Source organism: Streptomyces sp. NPDC002076, assembly GCF_053593835.1.
Genome location: NZ_JBSFDI010000043.1, coordinates 1 through 15,461 on the forward strand (window position 1 = coordinate 1; position 15,461 = coordinate 15,461).

Consider the following 15,461-nt stretch of genomic DNA (forward strand, 5'->3'; position numbering starts at 1 on the left):
CAGAGCACGCACCTACTGCATACATCAGCCGCTCCGCGGCGGGCGCGAGGCCCGCCCTCCGGGCGGACGGCGGGAGTTTGACGACAGGACCTAGCGCCCCGGGGCCGGGGCGGGCGGCTCATCCGGCCTTCCGGTGGGCATTCGGCGTCAGTGGACGCAACCCTGGATGGAACGACCGAGAGCCCGCGAGAGGGCGCAGACCTGCAGGAAGGTATGCCGGGCATGACGATCGACGAGACGGCGGAGCGGGTCATCGGGCTGCCGCCCGAGCGGGTGGCGGCGTACGCCATGGACTGGCGCCACGACCCGGAGTGGACCCAGGGCATCCGTACGGCGGAACTGACCGGACAGGCGCCCACGGGCGGCTTCGGCGTCGGCGCCGAGGTCACCCGCACCGCCCACTTCCTCGGCAGGCGCATCGACTACGTCCTGCGCGTCGCCGCGTACGACCCGCCACGGCTGCTCGACATGGTGTCCGTGGCGGGGCCCATGCCGATGCACGTCACCTACTCCTTCGACGCGCACCCGCAGGGCACCCTGGCCCGCATCCGGGTCCGCGGCGACGCCGGCCCCCTCTACCGGCTCGCCGCCCCCGTCATGGCCAGAAAGGTCCGCTCGTCCATCGGCAAGGACCTGCGGGACCTGGAGCGCCTCCTCACCGGCCGGCCGGGAGACGCCCCTGCCTGACGTCGCCCGGCGAGGGCGCGTGCGGGACGCCCTGGACGAAGGCACCCTCCGTGAGGAGGGTGCCTTTTCAGCCGGCCGTGACGGATGCGCGGGTGGGAAACCCTGTCCCCGGGGCGGAGTCCGCGGGGATGCGGCCCAAGCCCCGCAAGGTCACCGCTTCTTCGGGTCGAGCAGGCCCGCGCGGCGCAGTGCGTCGGCCATGGCGCTGTTCGCGGGCGGCGGAGCCTGGCGGCCGCCCCGGTCGCCGCCACGGGCCTCGCGCCGGCCCTGGCCGCCGCCCTGCCGCTGCTGGGGCGGCCGGGCGCCGCCACCGCGCTGCTGCCGGCCGCCGCCCTGTCCCTGCGGCGCGGCCTCGTCGTCCAGGCGCAGGGTCAGCGCGATCCGCTTGCGCGGGATGTCCACGTCGAGGACCTTCACCTTGACGATGTCACCCGGCTTGGCGACATCGCGCGGGTCCTTGACGAACGTCTTGGACATCGCCGAGACGTGCACCAGGCCGTCCTGGTGGACGCCGACGTCCACGAACGCGCCGAACGCGGCCACGTTCGTCACCACGCCCTCCAGGATCATCCCGGCGGACAGGTCGGAGATCTTCTCCACGCCCTCCTTGAAGGTGGCCGTCTTGAACGCGGGACGCGGGTCGCGGCCCGGCTTCTCCAGCTCCTTCAGGATGTCCGTCACGGTCGGCAGACCGAACGTGTCGTCCACGAAGTCGGCGGGCCTCAGCGAGCGCAGCACACCGGTGTTGCCGATCAGGGAGGCGACCTCCTGGCCGGCGGTCTTCACCATGCGGCGGACCACCGGATAGGCCTCGGGGTGCACGCTGGAGGCGTCCAGCGGGTCGTCGCCGCCCCGGATGCGCAGGAAGCCCGCGCACTGCTCGTACGCCTTCGGGCCGAGCCGCGCCACCTTCTTCAGCTCGGACCGGGACTTGAACGGGCCATTGGCGTCCCGGTGCGCCACGATGTTCTCGGCGAGACCGGAGGAGATGCCCGACACCCGCGACAGGAGCGGCACGGACGCGGTGTTGACGTCCACGCCGACGCCGTTCACACAGTCCTCCACGACCGCGTCCAGCGAGCGGGACAGCTTCACCTCGGACAGGTCGTGCTGGTACTGGCCGACGCCGATCGACTTCGGGTCGATCTTCACCAGCTCGGCCAGCGGGTCCTGGAGCCGACGGGCGATGGAGACCGCGCCGCGCAGCGACACGTCCATGTCCGGCAGCTCCTGCGAGGCGTACTGCGAGGCCGAGTACACCGACGCGCCCGCCTCGGACACCATCACCTTGGTGAGCTTCAACTCCGGGTGTTTGGTGATCAGTTCGGCGGCGAGCTTGTCGGTCTCGCGGGAGGCCGTGCCGTTGCCGATCGCGACCAGCTCGACCGCGTGCTCCTCGGCGAGCCGCGCGAGCTTGGCGATCGCCTCGTCCCACTTGTTGGCCGGGACGTGCGGATAGATCACGTCCGTGGCGACGACCTTGCCGGTCGCGTCGACCACGGCGACCTTCACGCCCGTACGGAAACCGGGGTCCAGGCCCAGCGTCGCGCGGGTGCCGGCCGGGGCGGCCAGCAGCAGGTCGCGCAGGTTCGCCGCGAAGACGTTCACCGCCTCGTCCTCGGCGGCCGTCCGCAGCCGCAGCCGCAGATCGATGCCTAGGTGGACGAGGATGCGGGTGCGCCAGGCCCAGCGGACGGTGTCCGTCAGCCACTTGTCGGCGGGGCGGCCCCGGTCGGCGATCCCGAACCGGTTCGCGACGATGCCCTCGTACGACGACGGAACCGAGGGGGACTCGGCCGGCTCCTCCGGCTCCAGGACGAGGTCCAGGACCTCCTCCTTCTCGCCGCGCAGCATCGCCAGGATCCGGTGCGAGGGCAGCTCGGTGAACGGCTCGGCGAAGTCGAAGTAGTCGGCGAACTTCGCGCCCGCCTCCTCCTTGCCCTCCCGCACCTTCGCGGCCAGCCGCCCGCGCACCCACATGCGCTCGCGCAGCTCGCCGATCAGGTCGGCGTCCTCCGAGAACCGCTCGGTGAGGATCGCCCTCGCGCCCTCCAGCGCGGCCTGCGGGTCGGCGACACCCTTGTCGGCGTCCACGAACGCGGCGGCGGCCGCGAGCGGCTCCACCGTCGGGTCGCCCAGCAGGCCCTCCGCCAGCGGCTCCAGGCCCGCCTCGCGCGCGATCTGCGCCTTGGTGCGCCGCTTGGGCTTGTAGGGGAGGTAGATGTCCTCCAGCCGCGCCTTGGTCTCGGCGCCGCGGATGCGGGCCTCCAGCTCCTCGGTCAGCTTGCCCTGCTCGCGCACCGACTCCAGGATCGCCGTACGCCGCTCCTCCAGCTCCCGCAGATACCGCAGCCGCTCCTCGATCGTGCGCAGCTGCGCATCGTCGAGCATCTCGGTCGCTTCCTTGCGGTAGCGGGCGATGAAGGGCACCGTCGAACCGCCGTCGAGCAGTTCCACCGCGGCCTTCACCTGCCGCTCCCGTACGCCGAGTTCCTCGGCGATCCTGCCTTCGATGGATCCTGCTCCGATGGATCCCGGTGTCGTCACGATCCCGTACCGCCTTCTCGACTGAGGTTGCGCGGCAATTGTGGCAGGTGACACCGACAACCGGGGATCAGGGCGGCACCTCGGCGGGCCGCGGGGCCGGCGGCCCGCCGAGGTGCCGCCCGCCCATGCGCCGCAGACGGCGCCGGGCATGGCAGAAAAGGTGGGAAAAACGTCATTGCGGCCACACTCCCGGGGGCGAAGAATCGAGGGCATGACGCAGCGAATCGAGGACACGGCCCACCCGCGGACCCTCCTCTTCGTCGTCTTCGACGGCGTCCAGAGCCTCGACGTCACCGGGCCGCTCGAGGTGTTCGCGGGCGCGGAGAAGCACACACCGGGCACCTACCGGGTCCGTACGGGCTCGCTGGACGGCGGCCCGGTGCGCACCTCCAGCGGCCTGACCCTCGTACCGGACGAGGCGCTCACCGCCGCCGCCGACCCGCACACCCTGCTGGTGCCCGGCGGCGAGGGCACGCGCCACCCCGACCCCCGGGTGATCGACTGGCTGCGTGCCCGCGGACCGCGCGTCCCGCGCCTGGTCTCGGTGTGCACGGGCGCCATCCTGGTCGCCGCCGCCGGACTCCTCGACGGCCACCGGGCGACGACCCACTGGGCCTACTGCGACAAGCTCGCCCGCGACCACCCGGCGGTCGCCGTGGATCCGGAGCCGATCTACGTCCGGGACGGGCACGTCGCCACCTCGGCCGGGGTGACCTCCGGCATCGACCTGGCCCTCGCCCTGGTCGAGGAGGACCTGGACCGGGACGTCGCGCTCGCCGTCGCCCGGCATCTGGTGGTGTTCCTGCGCCGGCCCGGCAACCAGGCGCAGTTCAGCGCCCAGCTCGCCGCGCAGACCGCGCAGCGCGCACCGCTGCGGGAGGTCCAGCGCTGGATCGCCGAGCATCCGGGCGGCGACCTGACGATCGACGCGCTCGCCGCCCGCGCCCGCCTTTCACCTCGCCACTTCGCCCGCGCCTTCCGCGAGGAGACCGGCATGACCCCCGGCCGGTACGTCGACCGGGTCCGCCTGGAACACGCCCGCCGCCTGCTGGAGGACACCCCCGACAACATCGAGGAGGTCGCCCGCGCCAGCGGTTACGGCACCCCCGAGGCCATGCGCCGCGCCTTCATCAAGGCCCTCGCCACACCCCCGGCCGAATACCGCCGCCGTTTCCGCCCCGCCGTGGCCCGCTGAGCCCGGCCGCCGGCACCGGCGTTCTGCGCCCGGCGACGGCCCACTGCACCGGCCATCGCCGACGGACGCCCGCATCGGCCCTTGCCCGTCGAGCAGCCACATCGCCCCTGATACTCCGCCGCGCCCGCCCAACGGCTTCAGCACGGACGTTCGCGGCCGCTCAGCCCAACCCGGGCCCCATCGACCCCCGTCACTCCGCCCCGCGCTCGCCTCGGCCACCAAGGCTTTGTCGCAGCCACGCCCACTGGACCCCGTCACCGCATGTCACTGGTTCCGCCTCGCTGTCGCTCGCTGAGACACGTCGCGCAACGCCGCTCACACCACCGAAGGGACACGCCATGCAGATCGCCATCGTCGTCTACGACCGGTTCACCGCCCTCGACGCCGTCGGCCCCTACGAGATCCTCTCCCGCCTCCCCGGTGCTGAGACCGTGTTCGTCGCCGAGCGCACCGGTCCCGTCCGCACCGACACCCGTGCGCTCGGGGTCGTCGCCGACCGGTCGCTGGCCGAGGTCACGCGGCCGGACCTGGTGATCGTCCCGGGCGGCCCGGGGCAGAGCGACCTCATGGAGCACCGGCCGCTGCTGGACTGGCTGCGCGACGTCGACGCGACCAGCACCTGGACCACCTCGGTGTGCACGGGCTCGCTGCTGCTGGCCGCCGCGGGTCTGCTGGACGGCCGGCGCGCGACCTCGCACTGGCTGGCGCTCGACCAGCTGAAGAAGTTCGGCGCCGAACCGGCCGAGGAGCGGGTCGTGGCGGACGGAAAGTACGTCACCGCGGCCGGCGTCTCCGCCGGCATCGACATGGCCCTCACCCTGGCCGGCCGCATCGCCGGCGACGAACACGCCCAGGCTCTCCAGCTCGCCACGGAGTACGACCCGCGGCCGCCCTACGCCGCCGGCTCCCCGGACAGGGCCCCCGCCCACCTCGTCGAGCAGTTGCGCTCGCGGAGCCGTTTCATCCTGAGGTAGACACGCTCCATGTGAACCGCGGCTGCCGGCGCTCCAGGAACGCGGCGACCCCTTCCGCGGTGTCGGGGTTGCCGCGCGCCGTCCGCGCCCAGTGGGCGTCCCGGTCGGTACGGCCGCCCGCGAACTCCTTCGCGGCGGCCTGGGTCAGCTGCGAGCGGGAGACCAGGACCCGGGCCAACTCCGCGACGCGCTTGTCCAGTTCGCCCTCCGGCAGCACCTCGTCCACCAGCCCGGTGCCGAGCGCCCGCCCGGCGTCGATCAACTCGGCCGTGAACAACAGGTACTTGGCGGTCGCCGGACCCACCAGCGACACCAGCCGACGGGTCGAGGAGGCCGGATAGACGATGCCGAGCCGCGCCGGAGTCACTCCGAACAGCGCGCCCTCCTCCGCCAGCCGTAGATCGCAGGCCGCGGCGAGCTGTGCCCCGCCGCCCACACAGTGCCCGCGCACGGCGGCCACGGTCGGCTTGGGGAACGCGGCGAGCGCCTCCTCGGCGGCCACGGCGAGTCGCTGTGCCTCCTCGGGCGAGCCCTGGAGCGTGCTGATGTCCGCGCCCGCGCAGAAGGTTCCGCCCTCACCGGTGAGCACCAGCGCCCGCACGCCGGGGTCCCGTGCCAAGTCGTCCAGCAGCGGCGGGAGGGCCCGCCACATCGCGGCGGTCATGGCGTTGCGCTTGGCCGGGTTGCGGATGACGACGGTGGCGACAGCGCCTTCGGTGCGGTGCGACAGCTGGGGCTCCATGCGCGGATCGTATCGGGGGGTCCGACGGGCGCGGACAGCGCGGGTTGGCAGGTGCGGTGCGTTACGAAACCGGCTCAATGGGGACAAAGAGGGAGGGGGCGAGCGGCGTGGACCGAGGAGGCGGCGATGGCCAGGGCCGGCACACGCGGAGACAGCGCGACGAAACTCCACCGCGGCTTCAGCCTGCTCACCGCGCTCGGTGTGCTCCTCGTGCTCGCCGGGATCGTGGGACTCGTCTACACCGGGGTCGCCACGCTCACCTCGATGCTGTTGTTCGGCTGGCTGCTGCTGATCGGCGGGATCGTCGGTCTGGTGCACGCGATCCAGGCCCGTGGCACCAGCTTCTTCTGGCTCGGTGTCATCGTCGCCGCCCTGAACATCGCGGCCGGCGTCGTCGTCATCCGTCTGCCGCACGCCGCGGCGGCCGCGCTCACCATGTTCGCCGCGCTGCTGTTCCTCTCCGCGGGCCTCTTCCGGCTGGTCGGCGGCCTGGTCGTGCGCGGACCGCAGCTGGGCTGGACACTGCTGCTCGGCGCCTTCGACCTGCTGCTGGGGATCCTGGTCCTCGGCTCCTGGCCGAGCAGCAGTCAGTACGTCATCGGCGCCTTCTTCTCGCTCGCCCTGCTCTTCGACGGCCTCGGTCTCGTGGCCACCGGTTACGGCGGGCGGCGTGTCGTCGGGCTCGTCTCCGAGTAAGGGGCCGTCCAAACCCGTACGACCCGACTAGTTCGCGAACCGGCGTCCGGGCGACAGGAACAGTCCCACACGTGACCGTGTCATACGCACTCGGTCAGAAACCGTTCGATACCCGCTGACTTGTGTTCAGTCCTAGGGACCTGAGCGGATCGTTACCAACACTCGACGTGTGGTGACAATCGAGCGCGAGGGTGGCGACCGGACGATGGACAACCACGGGCGCGGGGACGGCCCGCGCCCAGCGGGGGGCGCCGAGCGGCTGCCCGATCCACTGCCGTACGAAGGCGTCTGGCGGTTCACTGCCGCCGCGGTGGACGCCTCGGTCCCGCAGGCCCGGCATGCCGTACGGGACCTGCTGCTGCGCCAGGGCGTGCCGGTCTCCGACGAGCTGGTGTACGGCCTGCTGCTGATCGTCTCGGAGCTGGTCACCAACGCGGTACGGCACGCGGCGCTGCTGTCGCCGATGCTGGCCGTGGAGGTCGCCGTCGGAGCCGAGTGGGTGCGGGTGTCCGTGGAGGACAACCATCCCTACCGTCCGACCGCCCTGGAGGCCGACCACGGCCAGACCGGTGGCCGGGGCCTGCTGCTGGTCCGCGAGGTGGCGCGGGAGGCGGGCGGGACGGTCGACGTGGAGCACACCGCGAGCGGCGGCAAGGTCATCTGGGCCGCCCTGCCCCTCAAGCCCGCGACGCTGCCGTAGCTCAGCTTCACCCCGCGACTGCCACCCGCAGACGACGAGGATGCCGCGACCCCGGGCCGGCGTGGGTGTCGAACCACAGCCCGACGGCCCGCCGTGGCCCGAGGTCGGCGAGCGTGCTCAACCACAGGCCGACGAGGCGGCGTGGGCCCCGCAGGCCGGTGGGACGGACGGCCGTCGCGCTGCAGGACGGCGAGAGTGCGAAACGGCAGGCCGGTGTGCGTGAGGACCTCGCGGACAGCGAGGCTGTGTGGTCGCGCAAGCCGGCGAGGCTGCCGTGCCCCCGAGGTCGGCGAGGCCCCTGAGTCGCAGGCCGGTGAGGCTGCGTGGTTCGCGGGTCGGCGGAGCTGCCGTGGCCCCGGGCCGGCGCGGGTCTTGAATCGCAGGCCCGCCGGCGCTGTCGTAGTGCCGCGGGCCTGTCGTGTTGTCCTGGGTGGGTCACCAGCCCGCGGAGGGGCCCGTCAGCTCTCTGATCGCCGGGCGGGCCGCGTCCAGGACCGTCATGAACCAGGCCGAGAAGGGATCGCGGGCGTGGCGCTCGGCCAGCTCGGCGGCCGTCACGAAGACGGTCCGGGCGACCTCCTCGGCGTCCGGTGCGAGCGGTGCCTGCACCAGGCCGACGAACAGGTGGTTGTACTCCTGCTCGACCAGGCCCGAGGCGGGGTCGGGGTGGTTGTAGCGGACCGTGCCCGCCTCCGCCAGCAGCGAGGGCGAGACGCCGAGCTCCTCGTACGTGCGCCGGGCCGCCGCGGCGAACGGCGCCTCGCCCGGGTACGGATGGCCGCAGCAGGTGTTGGACCACACACCGGGGGAGTGGTACTTGCCGAGCGCCCGCTGCTGGAGCAGCAGCCGGCCCTGTTCGTCGAAGAGGAACACCGAGAACGCGCGGTGCAGCTGTCCCGGTGGCTGGTGGGCGGCGAGCTTCTCCGCCGTGCCGATCGTCACACCCTTCTCGTCGACCAGTTCCAGCAAAATCGCCTCTGCGGTGCCATTCGACGAGCTGTGCGTCGCGCTGGCAGGTGTGATCGGCATACCCATCCTTCGCCTCGGTCTTCGCACCCCAAGTCTGCCGTACGAATCCGGCACTCCCGGCACTTCCCGGCACGTCCGCGCGCGGCGCGGTACCGGAAGGCGGACCCGGTAGATCATCGTGCCCGGTCCGCAGATCACGGAACCGTCCGGGGCGGGTGCAGAACGCCCGTGCGTCCCGTCAGTGGCACAGCCGCGCCTCGTGCTCGGCGTGCCCGCTCGGCTCCAGCTGGAAGGTGCAGTGGGCCACGTCGAAGTGGTCGCCGAGGCAGCCCTGCAGCTCGTGCAGCAGCTTCTCGTGGCCGACGGCGCTGAGCACGTCCGAGCTGACCACCACATGCGCCGACAGCACCGGCATCCCGGAGGTGATCGTCCATGCGTGCAGGTCGTGTACGTCCTCCACGCCGTCCAGCGCCAGGATGTGCGCCCGGACCTCGGCCATGTCGACGTTCTTCGGTGCCGCCTCCAGCAGCACGTCCAGCGTCTCGCGCAGCAGCTTCAGCGTCCTGGGCACGATCATCACGCCGATGACCAGCGAGGCGACCGGGTCGGCGCCCTGCCACCCGGTGGTCAGGATCACCGCCGCCGACACCAGCACCGCGAACGAGCCCAGCGCGTCCGCGGCGACCTCCAGGAAGGCGCCGCGCACGTTCAGGCTCTCCTTCTGCCCGCGCATCAGCAGGGTCAGCGAGACCGAGTTCGCCACCAGGCCGATCAGACCGAACACGATCATCAGGCCGCCACGGGTCTCCGCGGGCGTCACGAACCGCTGGATCGCCTCGTACAGGACGTATCCGCCGACCCCGAGCAGCAGCACACAGTTGGCCAGGGCGGCGAGGATCTCGGCGCGGGCGTAGCCGAAGGTGCGGTTGGTGCTCGGCGGGCGGTTGGCGAAGTGGATCGCGAGCAGGGCCATGCCGAGACCCACCGCGTCGGTCGCCATGTGCGCCGCGTCCGCGATCAGCGCGAGCGAGTCCGCGACCAGACCGCCGACGAGCTCCACCACCATGATCGTGAGCGTGATGCCCAGCGCGATCCGCAGCCGGCCCCGGTACGCGGCCGCGGCCGTAGCCGTGGGCGGCGCATGGCCGTGCGCGTGCCCGTGGTCGTGCCCTGCCCCCATGACATCCGCCCTTCCGTATCCGTCCGGCTCGGCCCAGTGAACTACGGGTGGGGGGTATGGGGCAACGCGGCACTGAACACCGTTGTCATGTGCCCTGACCTGCGGAAACGTTCCGCAGGTCAGAATGGGTGCGGCTCATCCTCGGCGCACCCTCGGTGCATCCCCGGCTCAGCCGCCGTGATGCAGCCGCCAGCCCTGCCAGGCCGAGGCGACCATCTCCTGGACCCCGCGCCGGGCCCGCCAGCCCAGCTGCTCGGCGGCCCGCTCGGCCGACGCGACCGCGCGCGGCGCGTCCCCCGGCCTGCGCGCCTCCACCACCGGCTCCCGGCGGTCCCCGGAGACCTCCCCGATGACCGTGATCAGCTCGCGCACCGAGACGCCCTCGCCCCGCCCGATGTTCAGCGTCAGATCACCGGACAGGCCCCCGTCGCCGAGCCGGCGCGCCGCGGCGAGGTGGGCCTCGGCCAGGTCGGACACGTGGATGTAGTCCCGGACGCAGGTGCCGTCCGGCGTCGGATAGTCGGCACCGAAGATCCGCGGGGCCTCGTCGCGGGTGAGCCGGTCGAAGACCATCGGCACGATGTTGAACACGCCGGTGTCCGCGAGCTCCGGCGCCGCCGCGCCCGCCACGTTGAAATAGCGCAGGCACACCGTGGAGATTCCGTGCGCCTCTCCGGCCGCCCGCACCAGCCACTCACCGGCCAGCTTGGTCTCCCCGTAGGGGTTCACCGGCGCACACGGGGTGTCCTCGGTGATCAGGTCCACGTCCGGGTTGCCGTACACCGCCGCCGACGAGGAGAACACCAGGCGGTCGATCCGCGCCTCGGCGACCGCGTCCAGCAGCGTGGCCAGACCGCCGACGTTCTCCCGGTAGTACCGGGTGGGCTGCGCCACCGACTCGGCGACCTGCTTGCGCGCCGCGAGGTGGACGACGCCCGTGACGTCGTACTCGGCGAAGACCCGCTTCAGCCGGGCCCCGTCCAGCGTCGAGCCCTCGACCAGCGGGACGTCCGCGGGCAGCCGGGCGGGCACCGCCGCCGACAGATCGTCCAGCGCCACGACGCTCTCCCCGGCGCCGGCCATGGCCCGTGCCACATGCGCCCCGATGTATCCGGCTCCGCCGGTGATCAGCCACGTCATGGTCGTTCACCCTATGCCGAGGTGCCGACGCGCCGGGTGTCCCGGATGCCCGGGTCTGTGCCCATGGGTTTGTGGGGCGGGCCCCGGATCCCCGATGATGATCGCGGCAAAGGCCGGGGCAGGCCCCGTGGGCCGGGCCGTGAACGGCCGGTGAACAAGGGCTCCCGCCCATCGGATAGCCTCTGCCGACATGCCGCCCGGGTGCCGCTGACAGGGCGCCCCACCACGCAAGAGACCGGCGCTCGCGCCGGCACCCAGGGAGTGAGTTCGGTTGTCGACCGCCATCGTCACCGGTCAGCCGGTCCCCGGATCGTCCCTCGAGAACGATCTGCGGTCGCTCGGCTTCGACGTCCAGGTGGCAGCGGACGCCGCCGAGGCGGAGACCCTGCTCGCCGCGGCGCCTGCCGGCGACCGCGTGGCCCTGGTCGACGCCCGCTTCGTCGGTCACCGGCACACTCTGCGGCTCGGCCTGACCGACCCGCGCTTCGCGCTCTCCGCCGTCCCCGGCGCCGTCACCGCCCAGCCCGCCGCCCGGCAGGAGCTCACCCGGGCCGTGGCCCGCGAGACCTCCGTCGGCGGAGGCACCGCGCTCGCCGTGGACAGCCTCACCGACCGCGTCGTCACCGCCCTCGACGCCGACGGCTGCGAGGTGCACCGCCCGGAGCTCGGCAGCCTGGTCGCCGCCGTCCCCGCAGACCCGCAGGCCCGCAACGAGGCGCGGCAGGCCGTAGCCGCCGTCGACGACGAGGCCGTACGCCTGAAATCGGCGGTGAAGTCCCGCGACGGCTTCTTCACCACCTTCTTCATCAGCCCTTACTCGCGCTACATCGCCCGCTGGTGCGCCCGCCACGGTCTGACCCCGAACCAGGTCACCACGGCCTCGCTGCTCACCGCGCTCATCGCGGCGGGCTGCGCGGCCACGGGCACGCGCGTCGGCTTCATAGCGGCCGGCGTGCTGCTGATCGCCTCCTTCGTGCTGGACTGCACCGACGGCCAGCTCGCCCGTTACGCCCTGAAGTACTCCACGCTCGGCGCCTGGCTCGACGCCACCTTCGACCGGGCCAAGGAGTACGCCTACTACGCCGGCCTCGCGCTGGGGGCGGCCCGGGGCGGCGACGACGTGTGGGCCCTCGCCCTCGGCGCGATGCTCCTGCAGACCTGCCGGCACGTGGTCGACTTCTCCTTCAACGAGGCCAATCACGACGCCGCCGCCAACACCAGTCCCACCGCCGCGCTCTCCGACAAGCTCGACAGCGTCGGCTGGACGGTGTGGATGCGGCGGATGATAGTGCTGCCGATCGGCGAGCGCTGGGCGATGATCGCGGTCCTCACCGCGGCCACCGCCCCGCGGATCACCTTCTACGCGCTGCTCATCGGCTGCGCCATCGCCGCGACCTACACCACGGCAGGCCGCGTGCTGCGCTCCCTGACCCGCAAGGCCCGGCGCACCGACCGGGCCGCCCGGGCGCTGGCGGACCTCGCCGACTCCGGACCACTGGCGGACGCCCTCGGGCGGGTCGCACCGCGGGGCCTGCCCGGTCTCGCCGCGCCCGCCGTCGCGTTGCTGGGCGGTGCCGCGGTGGTCGCCTGCTCCGCCCTCACCGGGTACGGCTCGGTGCTGCCGCTGGTCGGCGCACTGGCCTACGTCCTCACCTCGGCCCTCGCCGTGGCCCGCCCCCTCAAGGGCGCCCTCGACTGGCTGGTCCCGCCCTTCTTCCGGGCCGCCGAGTACGGCACCGTGCTCGCCCTCGCCGGTAAAGCAGGGGTGAACGGTGCTCTCCCTGCGGCTTTCGGCCTGGTGGCGGCCGTCGCCTACCATCACTACGACACGGTGTACCGCATCCGCGGCAACGCCGGAGCACCTCCGGCCTGGCTGGTGCGCGTCATCGGGGGGCACGAAGGGCGGACGCTGCTCGTCACCGTCCTGGCCGCGGTGCTCACCGCCCCGCAGTTCACGGTCGCGCTCACGGTCCTCGCCGTGGCCGTCGCCCTCGTGGTGCTCGCCGAGAGCATCCGTTTCTGGGTCTCCGCAGGAGCCCCAGCCGTACACGACGAAGGAGAACCCGCATGATCGGCCTCGTGCTGGCGGCCGGCGCCGGCCGGCGTCTGCGCCCCTATACCGACACCCTGCCCAAGGCGCTGGTGCCGGTGGGGCCCGCGGGCATAGAGGGCGAACCCACGGTCCTCGACCTGACCCTCGCCAACTTCGCCGAGGTCGGTCTGACCGAGGTCGCGATCATCGTCGGCTACCGCAAGGAGGCCGTGTACGAGCGCAAGGCGGCCCTGGAGCAGAAGTACGGCCTCAAGCTCACCCTCATCGACAACGACAAGGCCGAGGAGTGGAACAACGCCTACTCCCTGTGGTGCGGCCGTGACGCCCTCAAGGACGGCGTGATCCTCGCCAACGGCGACACCGTGCACCCGGTCTCCGTCGAGAAGACACTGCTCGCGGCCCGCGGCGAGGGCAAGCGGATCATCCTCGCGCTGGACACCGTGAAGTCCCTCGCGGACGAGGAGATGAAGGTCGTCGTCGACCCCGAGAAGGGCATGACGAAGATCACCAAGCTGATGGACCCGGCCGAGGCCACCGGCGAGTACATCGGCGTCACCCTGATCGAGGGCGACGCCGCCCCCGAGCTGGCCGACGCGCTGAAGACGGTCTGGGAGACGGACCCGCAGCAGTTCTACGAGCACGGGTACCAGGAACTGGTCAATCGCGGCTTCCGGATCGACGTGGCGCCGATCGGCGACGTCAAGTGGGTCGAGATCGACAACCACGACGACCTCGCCAAGGGACGGGAGATCGCGTGCCGCTACTGACACGGCTGATTCCCTCGCCGGTCGTCGTGGACATCCGCCCGGGTGCCCTGGACGACCTGGCCGGTGTCCTCGCCGACGAGCGCATCGCGCAGTCCGGCCGGCTCGCCGTCGCGGTCAGCGGTGGCTCCGGCACCAAGCTGCGCGAGCGCATCGCGCCCTCGCTGCCCGGCGCCAGCTGGTACGAGGTCGGCGGCGGCACCCTCGACGACGCGATCCGGCTGGCCGGCGAGATGAAATCCGGCCACTACGACGCCGTGGTCGGCCTCGGGGGCGGCAAGATCATCGACTGCGCCAAGTTCGCCGCGGCCCGTGTCGGCCTGCCCCTGGTCGCCGTGCCGACGAACCTCGCGCACGACGGCCTGTGCTCGCCGGTCGCCACGCTCGACAACGACGCGGGTCGCGGCTCCTACGGTGTGCCGAACCCCATCGCGGTGGTCATCGACCTGGACGTGATCCGCGAGGCCCCTGCCCGCTTCGTCCGGGCCGGCATCGGTGACGCGATCTCCAACATCAACGCGGTCGCGGACTGGGAGCTGTCGAACCGGGTCAACGGCGAGAAGATCGACGGTCTCGCCGCGGCCATGGCCCGGCAGGCCGGCGAGGCGGTCCTGAGGCACCCCGGCGGCATCGGCGAGAACGAGTTCCTGCAGGTGCTCGCCGAGGCGCTGGTGCTCAGCGGTATCTCGATGTCGATCTCCGGTGACTCCCGCCCGTCCTCCGGCTCCTGCCACGAGATCAACCACGCCTTCGACCTGCTGTTCCCCAAGCGCGCGGCCGCCCACGGCGAACAGTGCGGGCTGGGCGCGGCCTTCGCGATGTACCTGCGCGGCGCCCACGAGGAGTCGGCATACATGGCCGACGTGCTGCGCCGGCACGGGCTTCCGGTGCTGCCGGAGGAGATCGGCTTCAGCGTGGACGAGTTCGTCCGCGTCGTGGAGTTCGCCCCGGAGACCCGTCCCGGCCGTTACACGATCCTCGAACACCTCGACCTCAAGACGAACCAGATCAAGGACACCTACGCCGACTATGTCAAGGCCATCGGTAGCTGAACTCCGTCCGGTCGTCCACCCCGCGGGGGTGAAGGACCGGCGCAGCGGTGAGCACTGGATGGGACGCCTCTACATGCGAGAGGTCTCCCTGCGCGTCGACCGCTACCTGGTGAACACCAGGGTCACGCCCAACCAGCTCACGTACCTGATGACCGTATTCGGCGTGCTCGCGGCCCCGGCACTTCTGCTGCCGGGGATCCCGGGCGCCGTGCTCGGCGTGGTGTGCGTCCAGATGTATCTGCTGCTGGACTGCGTCGACGGCGAGATCGCCCGCTGGAAGAAGCAGTACTCGCTGAACGGCGTCTACCTGGACCGGGTCGGCGCCTATCTGACCGACGCCGCGGTGCTCACCGGCTTCGGCCTGCGCGCCGCCGACCTGTGGGGCGGCGGCCGTATCGACTGGCTGTGGGCCTTCCTCGGCACGCTGGCCGCGCTCGGTGCCATTCTCATCAAGGCCGAGACCGACCTGGTCGGCGTCGCCCGCCACCAGGCGGGCAAGCCCCCGGTCAAGGAGGCCGCGTCCGAGATGCGGTCCTCCGGCATGGCACTGGCCCGCCGTGCCGCCGCCGCGTTCAAGTTCCACCGTCTGATCCTCGGCATCGAGGCGTCCCTGCTGATCCTGGTCCTGGCGATCGTCGACCAGGTGCGCGGCGACCTGTTCTTCTCCCGGCTGGGTGTCGCGGTGCTGGCCGGCATCGCGCTGCTGCAGACCCTGCTGCACCTGGTGTCCATCCTCGCCTCCAGCAGGCTGAAGTGAGCACG

General features: G+C 72.2%; 14 protein-coding genes. 9 read left to right on the forward strand and 5 right to left on the reverse strand.

The genetic code is table 11. From position 1 onward, the window contains the following. Positions 1 to 222 precede the first annotated feature (222 nt). Positions 223 to 687 (forward strand): SRPBCC family protein, encoded by a 465-nt coding sequence (locus ACWCQS_RS44395; RefSeq protein ID WP_388626949.1) that lies wholly within the window; start codon positions 223 to 225, stop codon positions 685 to 687. A 150-nt stretch (positions 688 to 837) separates the two neighbouring features. On the opposite strand, the gene ACWCQS_RS44400 is transcribed toward ACWCQS_RS44395, so the two are convergent. Further along, complete coding sequence (locus ACWCQS_RS44400) at positions 838 to 3,234, reverse strand: Tex family protein (protein ID WP_451009773.1); 2,397 nt, start codon at positions 3,232 to 3,234, stop codon at positions 838 to 840. Between the two features lie 211 nt (positions 3,235 to 3,445). Between ACWCQS_RS44400 and ACWCQS_RS44405 the strand changes: the two genes are divergently transcribed. After that, positions 3,446 to 4,429 carry a GlxA family transcriptional regulator gene (locus ACWCQS_RS44405; protein WP_451009774.1) on the forward strand — a complete coding sequence of 328 codons (984 nt, stop codon included), beginning with the start codon at positions 3,446 to 3,448 and terminating at the stop codon, positions 4,427 to 4,429. Positions 4,430 to 4,767: 338 nt separating this feature from the next. Continuing rightward, positions 4,768 to 5,403: a DJ-1/PfpI family protein gene (locus ACWCQS_RS44410; protein WP_451009775.1), complete on the forward strand. Its 636-nt coding sequence runs from the start codon at positions 4,768 to 4,770 to the stop codon at positions 5,401 to 5,403. On the opposite strand, the gene ACWCQS_RS44415 is transcribed toward ACWCQS_RS44410, so the two are convergent. Further along, complete coding sequence (locus tag ACWCQS_RS44415) at positions 5,390 to 6,145, reverse strand: enoyl-CoA hydratase/isomerase family protein (RefSeq protein WP_451009776.1); 756 nt, start codon at positions 6,143 to 6,145, stop codon at positions 5,390 to 5,392. The genes ACWCQS_RS44410 and ACWCQS_RS44415 overlap by 14 nt on opposite strands. Positions 6,146 to 6,271: 126 nt before the next feature. Here ACWCQS_RS44415 and ACWCQS_RS44420 point away from each other — a divergent pair, with 126 nt between their 5' ends. Together ACWCQS_RS44420 and ACWCQS_RS44425 are read left to right on the forward strand one after the other, a co-directional pair. Then, positions 6,272 to 6,841 carry an HdeD family acid-resistance protein gene (locus ACWCQS_RS44420; RefSeq protein ID WP_451009777.1) on the forward strand — a complete coding sequence of 190 codons (570 nt, stop codon included), beginning with the start codon at positions 6,272 to 6,274 and terminating at the stop codon, positions 6,839 to 6,841. Positions 6,842 to 7,046: 205 nt separating this feature from the next. Further along, complete coding sequence (locus ACWCQS_RS44425) at positions 7,047 to 7,541, forward strand: ATP-binding protein (RefSeq protein ID WP_388627208.1); 495 nt, start codon at positions 7,047 to 7,049, stop codon at positions 7,539 to 7,541. 435 nt (positions 7,542 to 7,976) lie between these two features. On the opposite strand, the gene idi is transcribed toward ACWCQS_RS44425, so the two are convergent. The 3 genes from idi to galE all read right to left on the reverse strand — a co-directional run bounded on the left by idi (position 7,977) and on the right by galE (position 10,830). Further along, a complete protein-coding gene (gene idi / locus ACWCQS_RS44430) occupies positions 7,977 to 8,570 on the reverse strand; it encodes an isopentenyl-diphosphate Delta-isomerase (RefSeq protein ID WP_451009778.1) in 594 nt (197 codons plus the stop codon). A gap of 178 nt (positions 8,571 to 8,748) precedes the next feature. Beyond that, a complete protein-coding gene (locus tag ACWCQS_RS44435) occupies positions 8,749 to 9,690 on the reverse strand; it encodes a cation diffusion facilitator family transporter (protein WP_451009779.1) in 942 nt (313 codons plus the stop codon). Between the two features lie 168 nt (positions 9,691 to 9,858). Continuing rightward, a complete protein-coding gene (gene galE, locus ACWCQS_RS44440) occupies positions 9,859 to 10,830 on the reverse strand; it encodes a UDP-glucose 4-epimerase GalE (RefSeq protein WP_451009780.1) in 972 nt (323 codons plus the stop codon). A gap of 271 nt (positions 10,831 to 11,101) precedes the next feature. Between galE and ACWCQS_RS44445 the strand changes: the two genes are divergently transcribed. Genes ACWCQS_RS44445 through ACWCQS_RS44460 form a run of 4 tightly spaced genes read left to right on the forward strand, consistent with a single transcriptional unit; the run spans position 11,102 to position 15,456 of the window. Continuing rightward, positions 11,102 to 12,901 (forward strand): DUF5941 domain-containing protein, encoded by a 1,800-nt coding sequence (locus ACWCQS_RS44445; protein WP_451009781.1) that lies wholly within the window; start codon positions 11,102 to 11,104, stop codon positions 12,899 to 12,901. After that, on the forward strand, positions 12,898 to 13,650 hold the full coding sequence (locus ACWCQS_RS44450; RefSeq protein ID WP_451009782.1) for a phosphocholine cytidylyltransferase family protein: 753 nt from the start codon (positions 12,898 to 12,900) through the stop codon (positions 13,648 to 13,650). Before ACWCQS_RS44445 ends, ACWCQS_RS44450 begins: the two co-directional genes overlap by 4 nt. Then, entirely contained in the window at positions 13,638 to 14,699 is a 1,062-nt protein-coding gene (locus ACWCQS_RS44455) for an iron-containing alcohol dehydrogenase family protein (protein ID WP_450982523.1), read from the forward strand. The genes ACWCQS_RS44450 and ACWCQS_RS44455 overlap by 13 nt, the downstream gene beginning before the upstream one ends. Further along, on the forward strand, positions 14,677 to 15,456 hold the full coding sequence (locus tag ACWCQS_RS44460) for a CDP-alcohol phosphatidyltransferase family protein (RefSeq protein ID WP_388626928.1): 780 nt from the start codon (positions 14,677 to 14,679) through the stop codon (positions 15,454 to 15,456). Before ACWCQS_RS44455 ends, ACWCQS_RS44460 begins: the two co-directional genes overlap by 23 nt. Positions 15,457 to 15,461: the final 5 nt, after the last annotated feature.

Coding starts and splice junctions, on each gene's coding strand:
- ACWCQS_RS44425 (WP_388627208.1), top strand. CDS start 7,047: ATGGACAACCACGGGCGCGGGGACGGCCCGCGCCCAGCGGGGGGCGCC.
- ACWCQS_RS44415 (WP_451009776.1), bottom strand. CDS start 6,145: ATGGAGCCCCAGCTGTCGCACCGCACCGAAGGCGCTGTCGCCACCGTC.
- ACWCQS_RS44420 (WP_451009777.1), top strand. CDS start 6,272: ATGGCCAGGGCCGGCACACGCGGAGACAGCGCGACGAAACTCCACCGC.
- idi (WP_451009778.1), bottom strand. CDS start 8,570: ATGCCGATCACACCTGCCAGCGCGACGCACAGCTCGTCGAATGGCACC.
- ACWCQS_RS44450 (WP_451009782.1), top strand. CDS start 12,898: ATGATCGGCCTCGTGCTGGCGGCCGGCGCCGGCCGGCGTCTGCGCCCC.
- ACWCQS_RS44405 (WP_451009774.1), top strand. CDS start 3,446: ATGACGCAGCGAATCGAGGACACGGCCCACCCGCGGACCCTCCTCTTC.
- ACWCQS_RS44435 (WP_451009779.1), bottom strand. CDS start 9,690: ATGGGGGCAGGGCACGACCACGGGCACGCGCACGGCCATGCGCCGCCC.
- galE (WP_451009780.1), bottom strand. CDS start 10,830: ATGACGTGGCTGATCACCGGCGGAGCCGGATACATCGGGGCGCATGTG.
- ACWCQS_RS44460 (WP_388626928.1), top strand. CDS start 14,677: ATGTCAAGGCCATCGGTAGCTGAACTCCGTCCGGTCGTCCACCCCGCG.
- ACWCQS_RS44410 (WP_451009775.1), top strand. CDS start 4,768: ATGCAGATCGCCATCGTCGTCTACGACCGGTTCACCGCCCTCGACGCC.
- ACWCQS_RS44395 (WP_388626949.1), top strand. CDS start 223: ATGACGATCGACGAGACGGCGGAGCGGGTCATCGGGCTGCCGCCCGAG.